Source organism: Asaia spathodeae NBRC 105894 (genome assembly GCF_025994195.1).
Taxonomy (GTDB): domain Bacteria; phylum Pseudomonadota; class Alphaproteobacteria; order Acetobacterales; family Acetobacteraceae; genus Asaia; species Asaia siamensis.
Genome location: NZ_BAPY01000001.1, coordinates 328,448 through 345,723, shown reverse-complemented (window position 1 = coordinate 345,723; position 17,276 = coordinate 328,448). Strand labels below are relative to the sequence as shown.

Sequence of the window (17,276 nt, the reverse complement as noted above, 5' to 3'; positions counted from 1 at the left end):
TGTTGCCTGTCTTCCCCGGCATCGGGGCCGGGAAAGACAGGGCGGATTTTGGTCACTCGGCTTTTTCTGTCATCCACACGGCGGCATTGGCTGGCAGAAAGCCGGGCTTCTCGATGGCGTGGCTTGCCACAAGGATTTCGCCTTCAGGAAGGGTCACTTCCTTGTCGCCGCAATTCAGAATGACCCTGACAGGCCCATTGCAGAATTCGACCACGTCCTTGCGCTCCGGCGCCCATTCAAGCGCGCCAAGGCCAAGGCTGAACGCCTTGCGATGGGCAAGCAGGCTGCGATAGAGCGCGAGGGGCGAGTCCGGGTCTTTCTCTTCTACGGCGACTGCGTAGTTTTTGTACTGCTCTGGTTGAGGCAGCCAGAGTTCGCCTGTCTCGTTGAAACCAAGGGACGGGCCATCCGCCTTCCAGGGAAGGGGAATGCGGCACCCGTCGCGACCGATTTCCTTGCCATCAGTGCGGAAGAAAGCCGGGTCCTGACGATATTTCCTGTCGAGCTTCGTATGATCCGGCAGGCCGAGTTCCTCACCCTGATAGAGCGTAGCCGAACCCGGCAGGCCGAGCGTCATGAATATGACTGCGCGGGCCCGCCGCAGGCCAAGGGCCTCGTCTGGCTGCTCATGGGCCGCGTCGATACCCTGAGGACGCGCGCCTGCATCTTTCAGGCCCAGACGCGAGGCATGGCGTACCGTGTCATGATTGGACATGACCCAGGCGGTGATGGCGCCGACCTCATGCATGGCCTCGAGTGAATCCGTGATGATCTCGCGGTATTTGGCAGCGTTCCAGCGGCAGAGCAGATAGTCGAAATTGAAGGTCTGCTGCATTTCGTCGGGCCGCACGTAACGGGCAAGACGCGAGAGGGGCTTCACCCAGGCTTCTGCCACCAGCATGCGATCGCCCGGGTAGCTGGCCAGCAGCTTGTGCCAGGCGCGATAGATTTCATGCACGCCATCCCGGTCCCACATCGGGGCATTGCTTGGCGTCTTGTCGTCATCTTCGCCCACCATGGTGGCGCGCTCTGTATAGGGGGGCAGGCCTTTCTCCTTGATAAGCCCATGGGCGACATCGATACGGAAGCCGTCTACCCCGCGATCGAGCCAGAAACGCAGAACGGATTCAAATTCGGTCCGCACTTCAGGGTTGTCCCAGTTCAGATCGGGCTGGCAGCTGTCGAAGAGATGCAGATACCACTGGCGTGGTTTGCCGTCCTTGCGCTCAGGCTCCTGTGTCCAGGCAATGCCGCCAAAGACGCTCTGCCAGTTATTGGGGGGCTCGCACCCGTCCTTCCCCTTGCCGTCGCGAAACAGATAGCGTTCACGGGCGGCGCTTCCGGGTTCGGAGGCCAGGGCTTCCTTGAACCATACATGCTGGTCCGATGTGTGGTTTGGCACCATATCGGCAATGATGCGCAGACCATGGTCATGCGCTTCCTTTATCAGCGCCTCGTAATCGGCCACCGTGCCGAAAAGCGGGTCGATCTTGCGATAATCGGAGATGTCATATCCGGCATCGCCCTGTGGCGACTGGAAACAGGGGGAGATCCATAGCGCGTCGACGCCGAGCCGTTCCAGATAGGGCATGTGGCTGATGATGCCGGGAAGGTCGCCGATGCCGTCACCGTTGGAATCGGCAAAGGAGCGCGGGTAGATCTGATAGATGACAGCGTCTTTCCACCAGACTGGAGCTGAACCGTTCTGAGCCATGGTTTTCTTCCGTGATCGTGATGATGTCAGAACACGGAGGAAACCTGCCAGTTGGCGCCGTCACACAAAGTTGCGGATACAAGAGACCTGCAAGCCAGCCGCTCGTGAAAGCCTCGGGGTAACGATGGCTGTCCTGGGGCAGGGGCGCGAGCGCCCCTGCGAGGTGGTTACTTCTGGTAGCCTGTCTGGCGGATTACGCGGTTGGTGGCGGCATTGGCTGCGCTCAGACCTGAATCGACCGTATTCGACCCTGCGAGGATCGAGGCAATGGTCTGCCCGACCTGCGTGCCGATACCCTGGAAGGGCGTGATGTCGACAAACTGTGCGCCGACATAGGGGCGCGGCTGTGCCGTCTGACCTGACGGGTTGGAGGTCTCGATGGCTTTCAGCACGAAGGACGAGAAGGGGGCGACCTTCTGATAGTCGGGCGACTGATAAGAGGAGCTGCGTGTGCCTGGCGGAATATTGACCCAGCCATCGGTCTTGGCGACGAGCTGGATATAGTCTTTAGACGTCGCCCACTGAATGAAGGTGCTGGCTGCCTCGGCATGGGTGGAAGAAGCGGGAATGGCCAGGTTCCATGACCAGAGCCAGGTTGGACCGCCCTTGAAGCTGCCCGTGGGCAGTGAGGCGAAGCCCACCTTGTCGGCGACACTGCTCTGCTTTGCATCGAACACCGTGCCGGCAGCACTGGTGGCGTCGATCCAGATGGCACAATGGCCGGTCGCGAAAAGCGAGAGGTTTTCGTTGAAGCCGTTCGCGCTCGCGCCAGGCGGGCCGAACTGCTTGAGGAGCGAGGTGTAATAGGTAATCGCGTTGTGCCAGGCCGGCGTGTTGAGTGTCGGCTTCCAGCTCATATCGAACCATTGACCACCAAAGCCAGTCACCATGGTGGTGACGATGGTCATGTTCTCGCCCCAGCCCGGCTTGCCGCGCAGGCAGATACCATAGGTGTCGCTTGCCTTGTCGGTCGTCTTGGCAGCGAAATCGCGGATCTGATCATAGGTGGGTGTTTCGGGCATGGTGATCCCGGCCTTGGCGAAGAGATCCTTGCGGTACAGGGTCATCACGCTCTCTGCATAGAAGGGCAGCGCGTAAACCTTGCCTTCATAGCTCACGCTTTCACGCACCGGAGCGATGATGTCATTCAAATCATAGGCAGCGGGCAGGGAGTCGAATTTATAGAGCCAGCCCTGCTTGGCCCAGAGCGGCACTTCGTAATTGCCGATGGTCAGGATATCGAACTGCCCTGCATGGGTGGCAATATCGGTCGTCACGCGCTGGCGCAGAACGTTTTCTTCCAGCGTCACCCAGCGCAGATGGATATCCGGATGGGCTTTCTCGAATACTGTCGAGAGCTTGCGCATTTCGATCATCTGCACGTTGTTGACGGTCGCGATCGTGAGCGTCGTGTCGGCCTTGGCCTGAGCGGCGAGGCCGAAGCCAAGAGCCGCGCTGGCCAGAAGCAGGGTTTTCTTCATTGGGGACTGTCCTTGGGTGGGCGCTTGCACTGGAGAAATCAGGTCTGGGGCATCTGGCTGCCGATCCCGGAATTTCGGGGGAAGGCGGCGCGGCTCATGTGGCGGAAAGGCACCACATTCATTCGTTTTCCCGGGAAATGTAACAGGGCAGGGGCCGTGTCGATCTGTCGCGGTGCTGGGGCGGGCGCGTTTTCGCGCCAAAGGCTTGGGGCTTCAGCCCTGACATGGTTCGCATGGCTTTTGTCGATCCGGTTCGTCTCGTGCCGCTTCACTGGAACGGCACGAGGTGACGCTCTCATTCTTTCTGAAAATTAACAAGAGAATGACATGACCGTAACATGAATGTGTTATCCATGACAGATGGGCGTTCTGAAGGGGGCGCAGTCCCCGATAGCCAAGCAGTAGAGCGTCTGTAACAATCCATACATTCTGTAGTGCTTTGGCCCTCGTTCTTCTTATTCTTCTTGCTAGAGAGAGGTCATAGGCATCGGACCCGATGTCTTCGCAAATACAGGAAGATGACGAGTATGATCTCGAAGAAGACTTTTAGCATGCTGGCCCTGGCTGCCGCGCCGTCTTTCATGGCGCTGGCTTATGCCCATGCTCCAGCACCGCTCCCGCCCGGACCGATGGCCCCTCCGGGCCATATGGGTCCCATGATGCCCCCGCCGCTCATGGGCATGCTGCGTGGCGTGGACCTGACGAAAGAGCAGCGCGACAAGATCCACGCCCTGATGCATGGCCATCGTGCAGAGCGTCGTGATGCCATGCATCAGCGTTTCGATGTCGATCAGAAAATCGGAGCCCTGCTGATGGCGAAGGGGCCGGTCGACAAGGCAAAGCTCGCTGCGCTCATCAAGCAGAAGGAAGCGCTCAACGCCAAAGACGAAGAAGCAATGGCTGCCGATGCCGTCGCGATCCATGATATCCTGACTCCCGAGCAGCTCGACAAGGCCCGCACAACCCAGGAGAAGCTCGACTCACTCGAAGGGCAGATCCGCGATCTTCTGCGCCCGCCGCATGCCAAGGGCGATGCTGACAAGGATGAGCCCGACGCTCCCTGATCTCTGGCTCAGGAAGAGGGGCAAGATGTCTCTCTCCTGAGCAATCGGGCGGCATGGGCACCCGAGCGGACGTTTTGTCTTGACTTTGCGCTCTCATGCCTTTAGCTGCCTGACCAGATTTGAAACGCCACCTCGCGAAGACTCGCGCAGTGGCGTCTTTCTGTTGCTTATAAGGGTTCCACGTGTTCGACACGCTTTCTGGCAAGCTTTCCGGTGTATTTGAGGGTCTGTCCAAGCGCGGCAGGCTGTCCGAGGCGGATGTTGCCGAAGCGATGCGCGAAGTGCGTCTGGCCATGCTGGATGCAGACGTGGCGTTGCCCGTCGTGCGCGACTTCGTCAACAAGGTGAAGGAAAAGGCCGTCGGGACGGAGGTGCTGGAGAGCATTTCACCCGGTCAGGCCGTTGCCAAGATCGTCAATGACGCGCTGATCGAGGCGCTGGGCGGTGCTGGTAACGTACCGCTCAACCTTGCGGCCGTTGCCCCTGTGCCTGTCCTGATGGTCGGTTTGCAGGGTTCGGGCAAGACCACGACGTCAGGCAAGATTGCCCTGCGTCTGCTGACGCGCGAGCGCAAGCGGGTGCTTCTCGCCTCCCTCGACGTCCAGCGCCCGGCCGCCCAGCTTCAGCTGCAGCAGCTGGCCGAGCGCGTAGGCGTCGGCTCGCTGCCGATCATCGCCGGTCAGCAGCCTGTCGAGATTGCGAAGCGCGCCCTCGAGACGGGCCGTCGCGAAGGCTATGACGTCGTCATTCTCGATACGGCAGGTCGTCTGTCGATCGATGAAGCCCTGATGCAGGAAGTTCGCGACGTGCGCGATGCGACCAATCCGGTCGAAACCCTGCTTGTGGTCGACGCCATGACGGGTCAGGACGCTGTCAACACGGCGCAGCGCTTCAACGAAGCTGTCGGCATCACCGGTGTCGTCATGACCCGTATGGATGGTGACGCACGCGGTGGTGCAGCGCTGTCGATGCGCGCCATTACAGGGGCGCCGATCAAGCTCGTCGGTCTGGGCGAAAAGCTCGAGGCTCTCGACGATTTCTACCCCGAGCGCGTTGCCGGTCGTATCCTTGGTCTTGGCGACATTGCCGGGCTGGTCGAAAAGGCCAGCGAGACGCTCGACCATGAAGAGAGCGAACGCGTCGCCAAGAAGATGATGGCGGGCAAGTTCGATCTCGACGACTATGCCTCGCAGCTGCGCCAGATCGGCAAGATGGGCTCGATTTCGGGCATCGTCGGCATGCTGCCCGGCATGGGCAAGCTGAAGGAAAAGCTGGGCGATCAGGATCTCGATACCTCGATCTTCAAGCGTCACCAGGCCATCATTTCCTCGATGACCAAGGATGAGCGCAAGACGCCCGCCATTATCAAGGCCTCTCGCAAGAAGCGTATCGCTGCCGGTTCGGGCACGACGGTTCAGGAGGTCAACAAGTTGCTCAAGCAGTTTGACGACATGTCCACCATCATGAAGCGCATCAGCAAGATGGGCCTCGGTGGCATGAAGCAGATGCTTTCCGGTCTCATGTCGGGCGGTGCTCCCGGCGGGCGGCCCGGCGGTGGCTTTGGCGGCCCGCGCCGCTAACCCCAACCGGCATGATTTTCACATAGTTTTCGATACCCTGGAGTAAAAATATGAGCGTTAAGATCCGCCTTTCGCGCGCTGGTGCCAAGAAGCGTCCGTACTACCACATCGTGATTGCTGACAGCCGTAGCCCCCGCGATGGCCGCTTCATCGAGAAGGTTGGCGCCTACAACCCGATGCTGCCCTCCGACCATGCTGACCGCATCCGTCTGAACGACGAGCGCATCAAGCACTGGCTGTCGAACGGCGCGCAGGCGACCGATCGCGTTGCCCGCTTCCTTGGCAATGCCGGTCTGATCGAAAAGCCCGTTTACAACGAGCAGCCCAAGCAGTCCGCGCCGAAGAAGCGCGCCCAGGAGCGTGCAGCCGCCAAGGCCGCAGCCTGAGCCATAGACCAGGGATAGGCTTCAGCATTTCATGACGTCCGGCACCGCCTCCAGCAAGATTCTCGTCGCGACCGTGGGCAGGCCCCATGGCGTGCGGGGGCTCGTGCATCTTTTTGCGGCCACTGATGACCCGGCTTCGGTCGAGGAAATCGGCGCGCTGCAGGATGAAAAGGGCAGCGTCTGGCGTGCGGAATGGCAGGGTCATGGCATCGCACGTCTGTACGATGCTGCCGGCCGTGCCGTAACCGACCGCGATGAGGCCGCACGTCTCGTCAATCTCAAGCTGTATGTCGAGCGGGATTGCCTGCCGGAAACAGAAGAGGACGAGTTCTATCATGCCGATCTGATCGGTCTGCGCGCCGAAACCCGTGAGGGCAAGGTGCTGGGCACGGTTGCGATCATTCATGATTACGGTGCGGGCGTCAGTCTGGAGATTACCGGAAACGGTCAGGACCTGATCGTGCCTTTCACCCATGCCTGCGTCCCCGAGATCCTGTTCGATCAGGGTCGTGTCATCGTCGAGCCGCCTCATGAGGTTGAGGTCGAGGGTGATCTTTCGGGCAAGGGCGATGTGGCGGTGCGTTCATGACCTGGCACGCGGATATTCTCACCCTGTTTCCGGACATGTTTCCGGGGCCGCTCGGGTTCTCCCTTGCGGGACGGGCGCTTGAAGACGGCGTCTGGTCGCTGGGTGTGCATGATCTGCGTGATTTCGGTCGCGGGCGTCATCGCGCTGTGGATGACACGCCCTTTGGTGGCGGTGCGGGAATGGTGCTTCGGGCCGATGTGGTCGCAGAAGCGCTGGACTCGATCGAGGCAGAGGGGCGGCCGGTCATTTACCCGACACCGCGCGGTGCGCGCCTGACACAGGCGCAATCGCGTGACTTCGCCTCGGGTGATGGCGTGGTGGTGTTGTGCGGGCGCTTTGAAGGCGTCGATGAGCGGGTTCTGGAGCGCCGAGGCGTTGTCGAGATCTCGCTTGGCGATTTCGTTCTGTCGGGCGGGGAAATTCCTGCCTATGCGCTGCTCGATTCCTGCGTGCGCCTTCTGCCCGGTGTGATGGGTTCAGAGTTGAGCGATGTCGAAGAAAGCTTCGGCGACGGTCTGCTCGAATACCCGCATTACACCAAGCCCGCCTCATGGGAGGGCATGGATGTACCACCGGTTCTGCTTTCGGGTCACCATGCGGCGATAGCGGCGTGGCGTCACGAGCAGGCGTGTCAGACGACCCAGGTCAGACGCCCCGATCTCTGGGCGGCTTATGCTGAAGCCAAGACTAACAGATAAATTTCGTATTCTCGGAGAAGTAACATGAACATTGTCCAGCAGTATGAGGCGCGCGAAATCGAGCGTCTGACCGCCGCCCGTCCGGTTCCCGAATTCCAGGCCGGTGACACCGTGCGCGTTGGCGTGCGCGTTGTCGAAGGCACGCGTGAGCGCGTTCAGGCTTACGAAGGCGTTGTGATTGCCCGTTCCAACAAGGGTCTGAACAGCAACTTCACGGTTCGCAAGATTTCGAACGGTGAAGGCGTGGAGCGTATCTTCCCGCTGTACTCGCCCAGCATTGCCGAGATCGCTGTTGTCCGTCGCGGCAAGGTGCGTCGTGCAAAGCTGTATTATCTGCGTGAGCGTAGCGGCAAGTCGGCTCGTATTGCTGAGCGTCCCCGTGACACGGTGAAGACGGCTTCCTAAATCAGGATAGTCGAAACCGGTTTATGACAAAGGAGAGTGCGGTGGCACGAACATTGTTCGATAAAATCTGGGATGACCATGTGGTCGAACGCCTCCCGGACGGCACCTGCATTCTCTACATAGACCGTCACCTTCTACATGAGGTGACAAGCCCTCAGGCCTTTGAAGGCCTGAGGATGTCCGGGCGTCGTCTGCGCCGCCCGGATGCGACAGTCGCCGTGGTCGATCACAACGTGCCGACCTCCGACCGTTCGCTGCCGATCGAGGAGCCGGAATCCCGGCTCCAGATCGAAACGCTCGAAAAGAACGTGGCCGAATTCGGCGTTCCCTATTTCAAGCTGCGCTCGAAAGACCAGGGCATCGTGCATGTGGTGGGGCCCGAGCAGGGCATTTCCCTGCCTGGCATGACCATTGTCTGTGGCGACAGCCATACCTCGACCCACGGGGCTATGGGCGCTCTGGCCTTCGGCATCGGTACGTCTGAGGTCGAACATGTCATGGCGACGCAGACGCTGCTGCAGAAGCCTGCCAAGAACATGCGCATCACGGTTTCCGGGCAGGTTGGTCCCGGCGTGACGGCGAAGGACATCATGCTGGCCATCATCGGCAAGATCGGCACCGCAGGCGGTACCGGGCATGTCATGGAATTTGCCGGCGATGCCATTCGCGCTCTCGACATGGCAGGGCGCATGACGCTGTGCAACATGTCGATCGAGGCGGGTGCGCGCGCCGGTCTGGTGGCGCCTGACGAGACGACTTTCGCCTATGTCGAGGGGCGTCGCTTCGCCCCCAAAGGTGAGGATTTTGAAAAGGCCTGTGCGTATTGGCGCACGCTGGCATCCGATGAAGGTGCGGTGTTCGACACCGAGGTCACGCTCGATGCCGCCGAGATCCAGCCGAATCTCACCTGGGGTACGAGCCCTGAAGACGTGATTGCGATCGATGGCATTGTGCCCGATCCGGCGCAGTTCAACGATCCCGCGCGTGCCCGTCAGGTACAGCGCATGCTCGATTACATGGGGCTCGAAGCCGGTCAGAAAATCGCTGGCACCAGGATCGATGTGGCCTTTATCGGTTCCTGCACCAATAGCCGTATCGAGGATCTCCGCTCGGCAGCTGCTATCGCCAAGGGGCGCCATGTGGCCCCCGGCGTCAGAGCGATGGTCGTGCCCGGCTCCGGTCATGTGAAGGCGGCAGCCGAGGCCGAGGGCCTTGATGCGATCTTCCGCGAGGCCGGGTTCGAATGGCGTGAAGCCGGGTGCTCGATGTGCCTTGGCATGAACCCCGACAAGCTCACCTCGGGCCAGCGTTGCGCCTCGACCTCGAACCGTAATTTCGAAGGACGTCAGGGGCCGGGCGGACGCACCCATCTGTGCTCGCCGGCCATGGCGGCGGCAGCAGCGGTTTCAGGCTGCTTTGTCGATGTGCGGGAGATGGCATGATGGACAAGTTCACGACACTCACCGCCATTGCGGCGCCCATGCCGGTCGAGAATATCGATACCGATCAGATCATTCCGGCGCGTTTTCTCAAGACCATCCAGCGCAGCGGCCTGGGCAAGAATGCCTTTGCAGCGCAGCGTTATAATGATGACGGGTCGGAGAAGCCTGATTTCGTGCTCAATCGCGAGCCGTATCGCAAGGCCGAAATCCTGATTACGCTCGATAATCTCGGATGCGGTTCATCGCGCGAACATGCGCCCTGGGCGCTGCTCGATTTCGGGATACGCTGCGTGATCGCCCCGAGCTTTGCCGACATCTTTTTCAATAACTGCTTCAAGAACGGCATTCTGCCGATCCGCCTGCCGCGCGAGATCTGTGAATCGCTCATGGAAGATGCGCAGATGGGGGCGAATGCCCGCATCACCATCGATCTGGAAAACCAGCTCGTGCAGCGCCCCGATGGAAGCACCATTCCGTTCGAAGTCGATAGTTTCCGCAAGCATATGCTGATCGAAGGGCTCGATGATATCGGGCAGACGCTCCAGCATGACAGTGCGATCCAGTCCTTCGAGCAGAAGCGTCAGCGAGACGAATCCTGGCGCCCCACTATCGTGATGGAGACGGTTTCGTGAGCCAGGCCACCAAGCTACTTGTTCTTCCCGGCGACGGGATCGGCCCTGAAGTCATGCGTGAGGTCGTCAAGATCGTGCACTGGCTTGGTGACGCCCGTGGACTTTTTCTCGAGCTGACCGAAGAACTGGTCGGTGGCGCGTCTCTCGCTGCTCATGGCGTTCCCCTGCGTCCTGAAGTCGTTGCGCTGGCCAAGGAAGCCGATGCCGTTCTGTTTGGTTCGGTAGGCGACCCGAAGTGGAGCCATGTCTCTTTTGACAGGCGCCCCGAGGCTGCCATTCTCGGCCTGCGTCAGGAACTCGAGCTTTTTGCCAATCTGCGTCCCGCACAGGTCTTCGCGCCGCTGGTCGATGCGTCTTCGCTGAAGCCGGAACTGGTTGCCGGGCTCGATATCATGATCGTGCGCGAGACTGTGGGTGGCATCTATTTCGGTGAACCACGCGGTATCGAAACCCTGGCCGACGGGTCGCAGCGCGGCATCAATACCGAAGTCTATACGACGTCGGAAATCGAGCGCGTCGCCCGTGTCGCTTTCGAGTTGGCCCGTCTGCGCGGCAACCATGTCTGCTCGGTCGAGAAGTGCAATGTGATGGAGAGTGGTCTGCTGTGGAAGCAGGTCGTGACCGCGCTGCATGAGCGCGAGTACAGCGACGTCAAGCTCAGCCACATGCTGGCCGATAACTGCGCCATGCAGCTCGTGCGCAACCCCAAGCAGTTCGATGTCATTGTGACCGGCAACCTGTTTGGCGATCTTCTGTCCGATCTGGCGTCGATGCTGACCGGCTCGCTGGGCATGCTGCCTTCGGCGACGCTCGGCCCGGTGCAGGAGAGCGGCAAGCGTCACGCGCTTTATGAGCCGATCCATGGGTCGGCGCCCGATATCGCAGGGCAGGGCATTGCCAATCCGCTGGCGCAGATCCTGTCTTTCGCCATGCTGCTGCGTTATTCGCTCAAGCGCGAGGACGATGCGGCGCTGATCGAACAGGCTGTCTCGAATGTGCTGTCGAGCGGCTTGCGCACAGCCGATATCATGTCCGAAGGTATGACACGCGTCGGCACCGAGGAAATGGGCGCCGCCGTTCTTCAGGAAATGCAGAAGCTGGCCTGAGAGCCAGCCGGAGGAAGATATGTCCCTGATCGCTGCCCGGCTCAACCGGATCTCTCCCAGCCAGACGATCGCCATTTCGCAGAAAGCGCGGGCCCTGAAAGAAGCGGGGCGGGACATTATCAGCCTCTCCGCCGGTGAGCCGGATTTCGAGACGCCCGAAAACGTCAAGCAGGCCGCCTGTGCCGCCATTGCACGCGGCGAGACGCGCTATACCGACGTGGCGGGCACGCCCGCCTTGCGCAAGGCTGTTGCGGCCTGGCTCAATCGCGATTTCGGCCTCGATTACAAGGCCGAGGAGATCGTGGTCTCGACGGGCGGCAAGCAGGTCATTTATGACGTGTTCACCGCAACACTCGATGCAGGTGACGAGGTTATCATCCCGGCGCCGGCATGGGTGTCCTATCCCGATATCGTAGCGCTGGCCGACGGTACGCCTGTCGTTGTGCAGACAAAGCCTGAAAACGGCTTCCGCCTTGATGCTGAGGCGCTGCGCGGTGCCATCACCCCCAGGACCAAATGGCTGGTGCTGAATTCACCCTGCAACCCGACGGGCGCTGTCTATTCCGAGGCCGATCTGCGTGCGCTTTGCGACGTTCTGCTCGATCATCCGCGCATCTGGGTTCTGACGGACGATATCTACGCAAAGCTGGTCTATGACGGACTGGTGAGCAAGACACTCGTGCAGGTCGAGCCCAGGCTGCGTGAGCGCGTCGTCACCATGAACGGCGTCTCCAAGGCCTATGCCATGACCGGCTGGCGGATAGGCTTTTCGGCCGCACCTGTCGAACTGACCAAGGCGCTGATCAAGCTGCAGGGGCAGAGCACAAGCAACCCTTGCTCGATTGCCCAGGCGGCAGCGCTTGAAGCCGTTACCGGCCCTCAGGATTTCATCGGTGGCATGGTGTCGGTCTATCAGGAGCGTCGCGATCTCGTTCTGTCGATGCTGGCGCAGGCGCCGGGTCTGACCTGTATCCGTCCTGAAGGCGCGTTCTACGTCTTCCCGTCCATTGCAGGCGTGATCGGCAAGAAGACAGGCACGGGCAAGGTGATCGAAAATGACGAGATTTTCGTCACCGAGCTGCTTGAAGAGACGGGGGTTGCTGCCGTGCATGGCAGTGCCTTCCTGACGCCGGGCTATTTCCGTATTTCCTATGCCACCGACACTGAAAGCCTGCGCGAAGCGTGCACGCGCATTCAGCGTTTCTGCGCCTCCTTGAGCTGAGAAACCGACCATGAGCTTTCGTCTGGCACAGCGTCTTCAGGGGCTGCCGCAGCCCGCAACGATTGCCATGTCGGCGAAAGCAAGGGCGCTCAAGGCGCAGGGTGTCGATGTAATTTCCCTGGCTCTGGGTGAGCCGGATTTCCCTTCACCGCCCGAGGCGGTCGAGGCGGCCTATCAGGCCGGTCTTCGCGGCGATACCAAATATCCGCCCGTGGGTGGCCAGCCCGCCCTCAAGGCGGCTGTCGCGAAGAAATTTCTTGATGAAAACGGCCTGCATTATGCGCCGGAAGAAATACTGATCGGCAATGGTGGCAAGCAGCTGATCTATAATGCGTTTGCGGCCACTATTGATCCGGGTGATGAGGTGATCGTACCAGCGCCCTACTGGGTCAGCTATCCGATCATCGCCCAGATGATGGGGGGAGTGCCGGTCTCTGTGATCTGTCACGAGGAAGACAGGTTCCGGCTGAAGGCAGAAGCGCTGCGAGACGCCATCACCCCGCGCACGCGCTGGCTGGTGCTCAATTTTCCGAATAACCCGAGTGGCGCCATTCTGGAGCGCGATGACCTCGAGGCTATCGCTGACGTATTGCGTGATGCGCCGCATGTTCTGGTCATGGCAGACGAGATCTACGAGCATCTCACATTCGACGGCAAAACCCATGCCTCGCTTGCCTGTGTGGCGCCCGATCTCAAGGACCGTATCCTGACCATAAACGGCATGGCCAAGGCCTATGCCATGACAGGCTGGCGCGTGGGTTTCTGCGGTGGTCCGGCGCCGCTGATCAAGGCCATGACCAGCATCCAGAGCAATGCGACATCGGGTATCTGTACTCTTGCCCAGGCCGGTGCGGTCGCCGCGTTGGCAACCCCGGCTGCCGGACGCGACGCCATGCGCGATGTCTATCAGGCGCGTCGCGATCTCGTGGTGGCCAGGCTCCGTTCCATGCCGCATGTCACCTGCGCCATGCCTGAAGGGGCATTTTATGCCTTTCCCGGTATTGCTGGCGCATTGGGCCGGAAGAGTGCTGCCGGTCGGGTGATCGTCGATGATGTTGCCTTTGCCGAAGCCCTGCTCGAAGAGGCGCATGTGAGTGTCGTGCCGGGAAGCGCCTTCGGCCAGACGGGCCATATACGCCTGTCTGTTGCGGCGTCTGACGCGCTGCTGATTGAAGCCTGTACGAGGCTTGAGCGGTTCCTTCTGACGCTCGCCTGACTGGACGAAGCCGGGTGAGGATGCGACCATGGGCGCATGATCACATCCTTTCCCGCATTCGATACTCTGGATTTTCCCACACCCACGCGTGAGACGCTCGATCAGGCCTATGAGGCAATCGGCGCTGCGCTGGATAATGATGATCTGGCAACAGGACTGGCGCTTTTCGACGCGCAGCGTCGCGCCTATGAATCCTGGTCGGCTTTGGTCGAACTGCGCTTTTCACAGGATACGCGCAACGCCAATTACGTCGCCGCCCGGGACTATGCCGATAGCCTGACGCCCTACGCCACCAATCTCGAAACGCAGATCAAGAAGCGTGTTCTTGCCCGTCGCGAGGACGCCCAAACGCATCTGGGCGCCCATGTTCTGGCGCTTTGGGACGCCGATATCACGACATTCGACGTGCGTATCGAGGCCATGCTGGCGGAAGAGGCGCGCCTCTGCGCTGAATACACGGCACTCCTTGCCTCGGGAGAGATTGCCTTCAGGGGAGAACGTCATAACCTCTCCGGTCTGGAGCCGTTCCAGCAGGATTCCGATCGGGCCACGCGTCATGAGGCTGAGGCTGCACGCTGGGGGTTCTACGAGGCGAATGGCGAACAGCTCGATCGTATTTTTGACGATCTGGTAAGGCTGCGTACCGGCATGGCCCATACGCTCGGTTTCGATTCCTATATCGATCTCGGTTATCGTCGTATGCGTCGTACCGACTACAATGCGCAGGATGTCGCGCGCTTCCGTGAGCGTATCGCGAGCCATGTCACCCCTCTGGTTCAGGCGCTTCTGCAGCGCCGTCAGCTCGAGATGGGGTGGGACAGCCTCAAGGCCTGGGACGAGGCACTGGTCGATCCGAGGGGTAATCCTGGCCCCGCTGGCGATTACGATCTGATGATTGCGCGCGCCAGAGAGATGTTTACGCGTCTTGATGAGAGCGGCGAGATGGCCGCGTTCTTTACGGAGATGGTCGAGAAAAACTATCTCGATCTGAAAAACCGTGCGGGCAAGGCGGGCGGTGGTTTCTGCACGTCATTCTCGACACAGGGCACACCGTTCATCTTTGCCAATTTCAACGGGACTCACGGCGATATCGGCGTGTTCACTCATGAAATGGGTCACGCCTTCCAGAACTGGAAAAGCCGCGGTCTGCCCATGATCGACATGCTCTGGCCTACAATGGAAGGGGCAGAGATCCATTCCATGGGTCTTGAATTCCTCACCTGGCCGGAGATTGATCTGCTGGTGGAAGAGGGGGCCGGTGAGCGGTATCGTCGACTGCATCTGATCGAGAGTTTGAGCTTTCTGCCTTACGGGGCCTGCGTTGATCATTTCCAGCACGAGATTTATGCAAAGCCCGGCATGAGCCCTGAAGAGCGTCATGCGACATGGCAGCGCCTTGAAAAGCAGTATCTGCCCTGGCGTGACTGGGGCGATCTGGCCTATCCGGCCAAGGGAGGCCGCTGGCAGGCCCAACGCCATATCTATAACTCGCCCTTCTATTATATCGATTATACGCTGGCGCTCTGTGTGGCGCTGCAGATCTGGCTGATTGCTCAGGTCGATGCGCCACGGGCGCTTGAACTCTATCGTGGGCTATGCGAAGCCGGAGGAAGTCAGGCGTTCTGCAGCCTGGTGCGCAATGCCGGGCTGACCGTGCCCTTTGAGGATGATGCTCTGGCCGAAATCGTCGATGAAGCCGAGCAGATGCTCATGATGTGACGGATTTCCCCTCCCTCGTCTAAGGGAGGGGAGAAGCGGGATCAGCCGCGGCGGTTCCATTTGTCGAGCAGGTCGAGCACCGATTGCGACGACATCGCGCGGGCATTGCCGAGCGTGTTGGCGCCATCAGCATTGAGCAGCTTGCGGCCCGGCGTGACGATCAGCACGGTCGGTACTTCATGGATTGTGACGCCGAAACGCTGGGCGATATCGAGATTCTTGTCGATGCGTCCGACATTGACCGGCACGACCACAAACTGGGATTCGAGCCATTGTGCGACTTCCGGCTGATTGAAAAGTCCAGCCAGCATGCGGCAATCGGGGCACCAGTTGCCGCCGAAATCGATCAGTACCTTGCGCTTCGTGCGCGCTGCGGTGGCAAAGGCTTCTTCGACCTGGGTCTTCGCGAGGGCGATATCGGGATAGACATCCTTCGCCGGCGTGATCTGCACCGAGCTGTCGATCTTTGGCGGGGCTGGCGGACCATCTTCGGCAAATGCCGTGCTGCTGGCACAGGGGAGCGTTGCAGGAGCAAGGGCGGAGAGGCCGAGGGCGAGGGAGGTCATGACGCCAAATTTGCGTTTCAGCACGATGCAGGCCTTTCGAAGCTTAAAAAAGGTTTGAGGGCAGGGTGGTTGAAAATCCGCCAGAGTATGAAATGTTTTGTCTCGCCGGGGAATACAAGAGCGCAAGGGACCTGTGATGAAAGAACATAACGATGTCGGCGGGGCTGCAGGTGAAGTCTCCATCACCACGACCCTTGTCCGCACCATAGGGCTTGTTGGCCTGACACTTGTGCTCGCGCTTCTGATCCGGTTCGTGCCGTTCCTGTCCCATGGCGTGCAATGGGTGGCGGGAACGAGTGCATGGCAGAGGCTCTATTCCCTGTTCGGTATTGATACCAGTCTGGGGCGCGAGCAGCTCATCCTGATCGGGATCATGCTTTGCTGCTTCATTGTTGCGCTTGGGGTCCAGACGGCGCTGACCTATGTCATGCTGCGTCTGAAGCGGTGAGCGAAACAGGCCAGTACGGCCAGGCTCAGCCATGCGAGCATGGTCAGGGTGCCGCCGAACGGGGCCAGTAACGCGACATTGGGCCCCTTCAGCGCCAGTGAGACGACAGGCAGGGTGAAGAGCACCGTACCTGCTGCCATGGGCAGGGCGACCCAGCGCAGAGCGGCAATGCCGCTCACGCCGAGGCCGAGCAGGGCGAGCACATGCCACATCAGCATCTCGACCCCGCGTGACAGCATGGGTCTTCCGCCCGTTATGAATGCCTGATCGGGCAGATGCGCCCCAAGCGCTGCCAGCATGACGGCAAGGCAACCGAAAATGCCGCAAAAACAAAAAATCACACGTTGCCAGACAGGCATGGGCGGAACACTTTCGTCTCTTGAGGGTTCAGAACAAGGCTGCTGGCATTCTATGCCAGTCCTCGCAGAGTAAAAAGTAAAGGTCGTTATCATGAAAGCTGGTCTCTGGATCGGATTGGCAGCCCTGCCACTATGCGCGTGCACACCGGGTTATCCCCGTCTGCCGCCCTTGCCGGACAAGGCGCCCCCTTTCTCGACAGCAGATGCGGCGTTTCTGCAGCAGGCAAATGAGCATGACCTGACCCAGATCGCGCTGAGCAAGCTTGCGGTGGACCATGCGCGGGCCACCGAGGTGAAGGATCTCGCCCAGACCACCCAGAAGAATTACGAGGCGCACCGCAAGACGCTGGCAACGCTGGCGAGCAAGCATGATCTCACCCTGACAGAGACACCTCTGGCCAATGATCAGGCGACGATAGACCGTGTCTCGCATCTGCATGGACCGGCTTTTGACAAGGCCTATGTGACGGCGCTGCGTGACGAATCGCAGGCGAACCAAACGGCTATTGCTTCGGCAGCAGGCACGAAGGATAGCGATCTCAAGAGCGCAGCGACGGGGCTTCAGAAACTCGACGAGCAGGCGATCTCGTCAGCCTATAGCTGGATGCCCAAACTCGCCGTGCGCAAGACGCATAAAGCCGCGCGTTGA

The 17,276-nt window shown here is 60.3% G+C and carries 18 protein-coding genes; 14 read left to right on the top strand and 4 right to left on the bottom strand.

What is annotated here, in order from left to right:
* Window positions 1-52: 52 nt before the first annotated feature.
* Together AA105894_RS01580 and AA105894_RS01575 are read right to left on the bottom strand one after the other, a co-directional pair.
* On the bottom strand, window positions 53-1,714 hold the full coding sequence (locus AA105894_RS01580) for a glycoside hydrolase family 13 protein (RefSeq protein WP_267310180.1): 1,662 nt from the start codon (window positions 1,712-1,714) through the stop codon (window positions 53-55).
* Window positions 1,715-1,881: 167 nt separating this feature from the next.
* Window positions 1,882-3,195, bottom strand: a complete 1,314-nt coding sequence (locus tag AA105894_RS01575) for an ABC transporter substrate-binding protein (RefSeq protein ID WP_267310179.1) — start codon at window positions 3,193-3,195, stop codon at window positions 1,882-1,884.
* Window positions 3,196-3,746: 551 nt separating this feature from the next.
* Here AA105894_RS01575 and AA105894_RS01570 point away from each other — a divergent pair.
* The 12 genes from AA105894_RS01570 to AA105894_RS01515 all read left to right on the top strand — a co-directional run bounded on the left by AA105894_RS01570 (window position 3,747) and on the right by AA105894_RS01515 (window position 15,254).
* A complete protein-coding gene (locus AA105894_RS01570) occupies window positions 3,747-4,259 on the top strand; it encodes a Spy/CpxP family protein refolding chaperone (protein WP_267310178.1) in 513 nt (170 codons plus the stop codon).
* Between the two features lie 182 nt (window positions 4,260-4,441).
* A complete protein-coding gene (ffh, locus tag AA105894_RS01565) occupies window positions 4,442-5,839 on the top strand; it encodes a signal recognition particle protein (protein ID WP_267310177.1) in 1,398 nt (465 codons plus the stop codon).
* 50 nt (window positions 5,840-5,889) lie between these two features.
* Window positions 5,890-6,225: a 30S ribosomal protein S16 gene (rpsP, locus tag AA105894_RS01560; protein ID WP_023978627.1), complete on the top strand. Its 336-nt coding sequence runs from the start codon at window positions 5,890-5,892 to the stop codon at window positions 6,223-6,225.
* Between the two features lie 31 nt (window positions 6,226-6,256).
* Entirely contained in the window at window positions 6,257-6,814 is a 558-nt protein-coding gene (gene rimM, locus AA105894_RS01555; RefSeq protein WP_267310176.1) for a ribosome maturation factor RimM, read from the top strand.
* Entirely contained in the window at window positions 6,811-7,512 is a 702-nt protein-coding gene (gene trmD / locus AA105894_RS01550; protein ID WP_267310175.1) for a tRNA (guanosine(37)-N1)-methyltransferase TrmD, read from the top strand. The genes rimM and trmD overlap by 4 nt, the downstream gene beginning before the upstream one ends.
* A 24-nt stretch (window positions 7,513-7,536) precedes the next feature.
* Complete coding sequence (gene rplS, locus AA105894_RS01545) at window positions 7,537-7,917, top strand: 50S ribosomal protein L19 (RefSeq protein ID WP_025884695.1); 381 nt, start codon at window positions 7,537-7,539, stop codon at window positions 7,915-7,917.
* Between the two features lie 23 nt (window positions 7,918-7,940).
* Window positions 7,941-9,359, top strand: a complete 1,419-nt coding sequence (gene leuC, locus AA105894_RS01540; protein ID WP_035446599.1) for a 3-isopropylmalate dehydratase large subunit — start codon at window positions 7,941-7,943, stop codon at window positions 9,357-9,359.
* Window positions 9,359-9,991, top strand: a complete 633-nt coding sequence (gene leuD, locus AA105894_RS01535) for a 3-isopropylmalate dehydratase small subunit (protein ID WP_188427112.1) — start codon at window positions 9,359-9,361, stop codon at window positions 9,989-9,991. Before leuC ends, leuD begins: the two co-directional genes overlap by 1 nt.
* Window positions 9,988-11,097 (top strand): 3-isopropylmalate dehydrogenase, encoded by a 1,110-nt coding sequence (leuB, locus tag AA105894_RS01530; RefSeq protein WP_267310174.1) that lies wholly within the window; start codon window positions 9,988-9,990, stop codon window positions 11,095-11,097. Before leuD ends, leuB begins: the two co-directional genes overlap by 4 nt.
* 19 nt (window positions 11,098-11,116) lie before the next feature.
* Entirely contained in the window at window positions 11,117-12,319 is a 1,203-nt protein-coding gene (locus AA105894_RS01525) for a pyridoxal phosphate-dependent aminotransferase (RefSeq protein ID WP_267310173.1), read from the top strand.
* Between the two features lie 10 nt (window positions 12,320-12,329).
* Window positions 12,330-13,535 carry a pyridoxal phosphate-dependent aminotransferase gene (locus AA105894_RS01520; RefSeq protein WP_267310172.1) on the top strand — a complete coding sequence of 402 codons (1,206 nt, stop codon included), beginning with the start codon at window positions 12,330-12,332 and terminating at the stop codon, window positions 13,533-13,535.
* A gap of 36 nt (window positions 13,536-13,571) precedes the next feature.
* Entirely contained in the window at window positions 13,572-15,254 is a 1,683-nt protein-coding gene (locus tag AA105894_RS01515; RefSeq protein WP_267310171.1) for a M3 family oligoendopeptidase, read from the top strand.
* A 41-nt stretch (window positions 15,255-15,295) separates the two neighbouring features.
* Here AA105894_RS01515 and AA105894_RS01510 read toward each other — a convergent pair whose 3' ends face one another.
* A complete protein-coding gene (locus tag AA105894_RS01510) occupies window positions 15,296-15,844 on the bottom strand; it encodes a thioredoxin family protein (protein ID WP_229719859.1) in 549 nt (182 codons plus the stop codon).
* 112 nt (window positions 15,845-15,956) lie between these two features.
* Here AA105894_RS01510 and AA105894_RS01505 point away from each other — a divergent pair, with 112 nt between their 5' ends.
* Complete coding sequence (locus AA105894_RS01505; protein WP_267310170.1) at window positions 15,957-16,268, top strand: hypothetical protein; 312 nt, start codon at window positions 15,957-15,959, stop codon at window positions 16,266-16,268.
* Here the strand turns inward: AA105894_RS01505 and AA105894_RS01500 are convergent.
* Window positions 16,241-16,627, bottom strand: a complete 387-nt coding sequence (locus AA105894_RS01500; protein ID WP_267310169.1) for a DUF423 domain-containing protein — start codon at window positions 16,625-16,627, stop codon at window positions 16,241-16,243. The two genes, AA105894_RS01505 and AA105894_RS01500, sit on opposite strands and share 28 nt — an antisense overlap.
* A gap of 91 nt (window positions 16,628-16,718) precedes the next feature.
* Here AA105894_RS01500 and AA105894_RS01495 point away from each other — a divergent pair, with 91 nt between their 5' ends.
* A complete protein-coding gene (locus AA105894_RS01495; protein ID WP_267310168.1) occupies window positions 16,719-17,276 on the top strand; it encodes a DUF4142 domain-containing protein in 558 nt (185 codons plus the stop codon).

Excerpts from the sequence above, each read along its gene's own strand:
- rimM (WP_267310176.1), top strand. The coding sequence starts at position 6,257 with ATGACGTCCGGCACCGCCTCCAGCAAGATTCTCGTCGCGACCGTGGGC.
- AA105894_RS01520 (WP_267310172.1), top strand. The coding sequence starts at position 12,330 with ATGAGCTTTCGTCTGGCACAGCGTCTTCAGGGGCTGCCGCAGCCCGCA.
- leuD (WP_188427112.1), top strand. The coding sequence starts at position 9,359 with ATGGACAAGTTCACGACACTCACCGCCATTGCGGCGCCCATGCCGGTC.
- AA105894_RS01580 (WP_267310180.1), bottom strand. The coding sequence starts at position 1,714 with ATGGCTCAGAACGGTTCAGCTCCAGTCTGGTGGAAAGACGCTGTCATC.
- AA105894_RS01570 (WP_267310178.1), top strand. The coding sequence starts at position 3,747 with ATGCTGGCCCTGGCTGCCGCGCCGTCTTTCATGGCGCTGGCTTATGCC.
- AA105894_RS01505 (WP_267310170.1), top strand. The coding sequence starts at position 15,957 with ATGAAAGAACATAACGATGTCGGCGGGGCTGCAGGTGAAGTCTCCATC.
- rplS (WP_025884695.1), top strand. The coding sequence starts at position 7,537 with ATGAACATTGTCCAGCAGTATGAGGCGCGCGAAATCGAGCGTCTGACC.
- AA105894_RS01500 (WP_267310169.1), bottom strand. The coding sequence starts at position 16,627 with ATGCCTGTCTGGCAACGTGTGATTTTTTGTTTTTGCGGCATTTTCGGT.
- leuC (WP_035446599.1), top strand. The coding sequence starts at position 7,941 with ATGACAAAGGAGAGTGCGGTGGCACGAACATTGTTCGATAAAATCTGG.
- AA105894_RS01525 (WP_267310173.1), top strand. The coding sequence starts at position 11,117 with ATGTCCCTGATCGCTGCCCGGCTCAACCGGATCTCTCCCAGCCAGACG.
- AA105894_RS01575 (WP_267310179.1), bottom strand. The coding sequence starts at position 3,195 with ATGAAGAAAACCCTGCTTCTGGCCAGCGCGGCTCTTGGCTTCGGCCTC.
- rpsP (WP_023978627.1), top strand. The coding sequence starts at position 5,890 with ATGAGCGTTAAGATCCGCCTTTCGCGCGCTGGTGCCAAGAAGCGTCCG.
- AA105894_RS01495 (WP_267310168.1), top strand. The coding sequence starts at position 16,719 with ATGAAAGCTGGTCTCTGGATCGGATTGGCAGCCCTGCCACTATGCGCG.
- AA105894_RS01515 (WP_267310171.1), top strand. The coding sequence starts at position 13,572 with ATGATCACATCCTTTCCCGCATTCGATACTCTGGATTTTCCCACACCC.
- trmD (WP_267310175.1), top strand. The coding sequence starts at position 6,811 with ATGACCTGGCACGCGGATATTCTCACCCTGTTTCCGGACATGTTTCCG.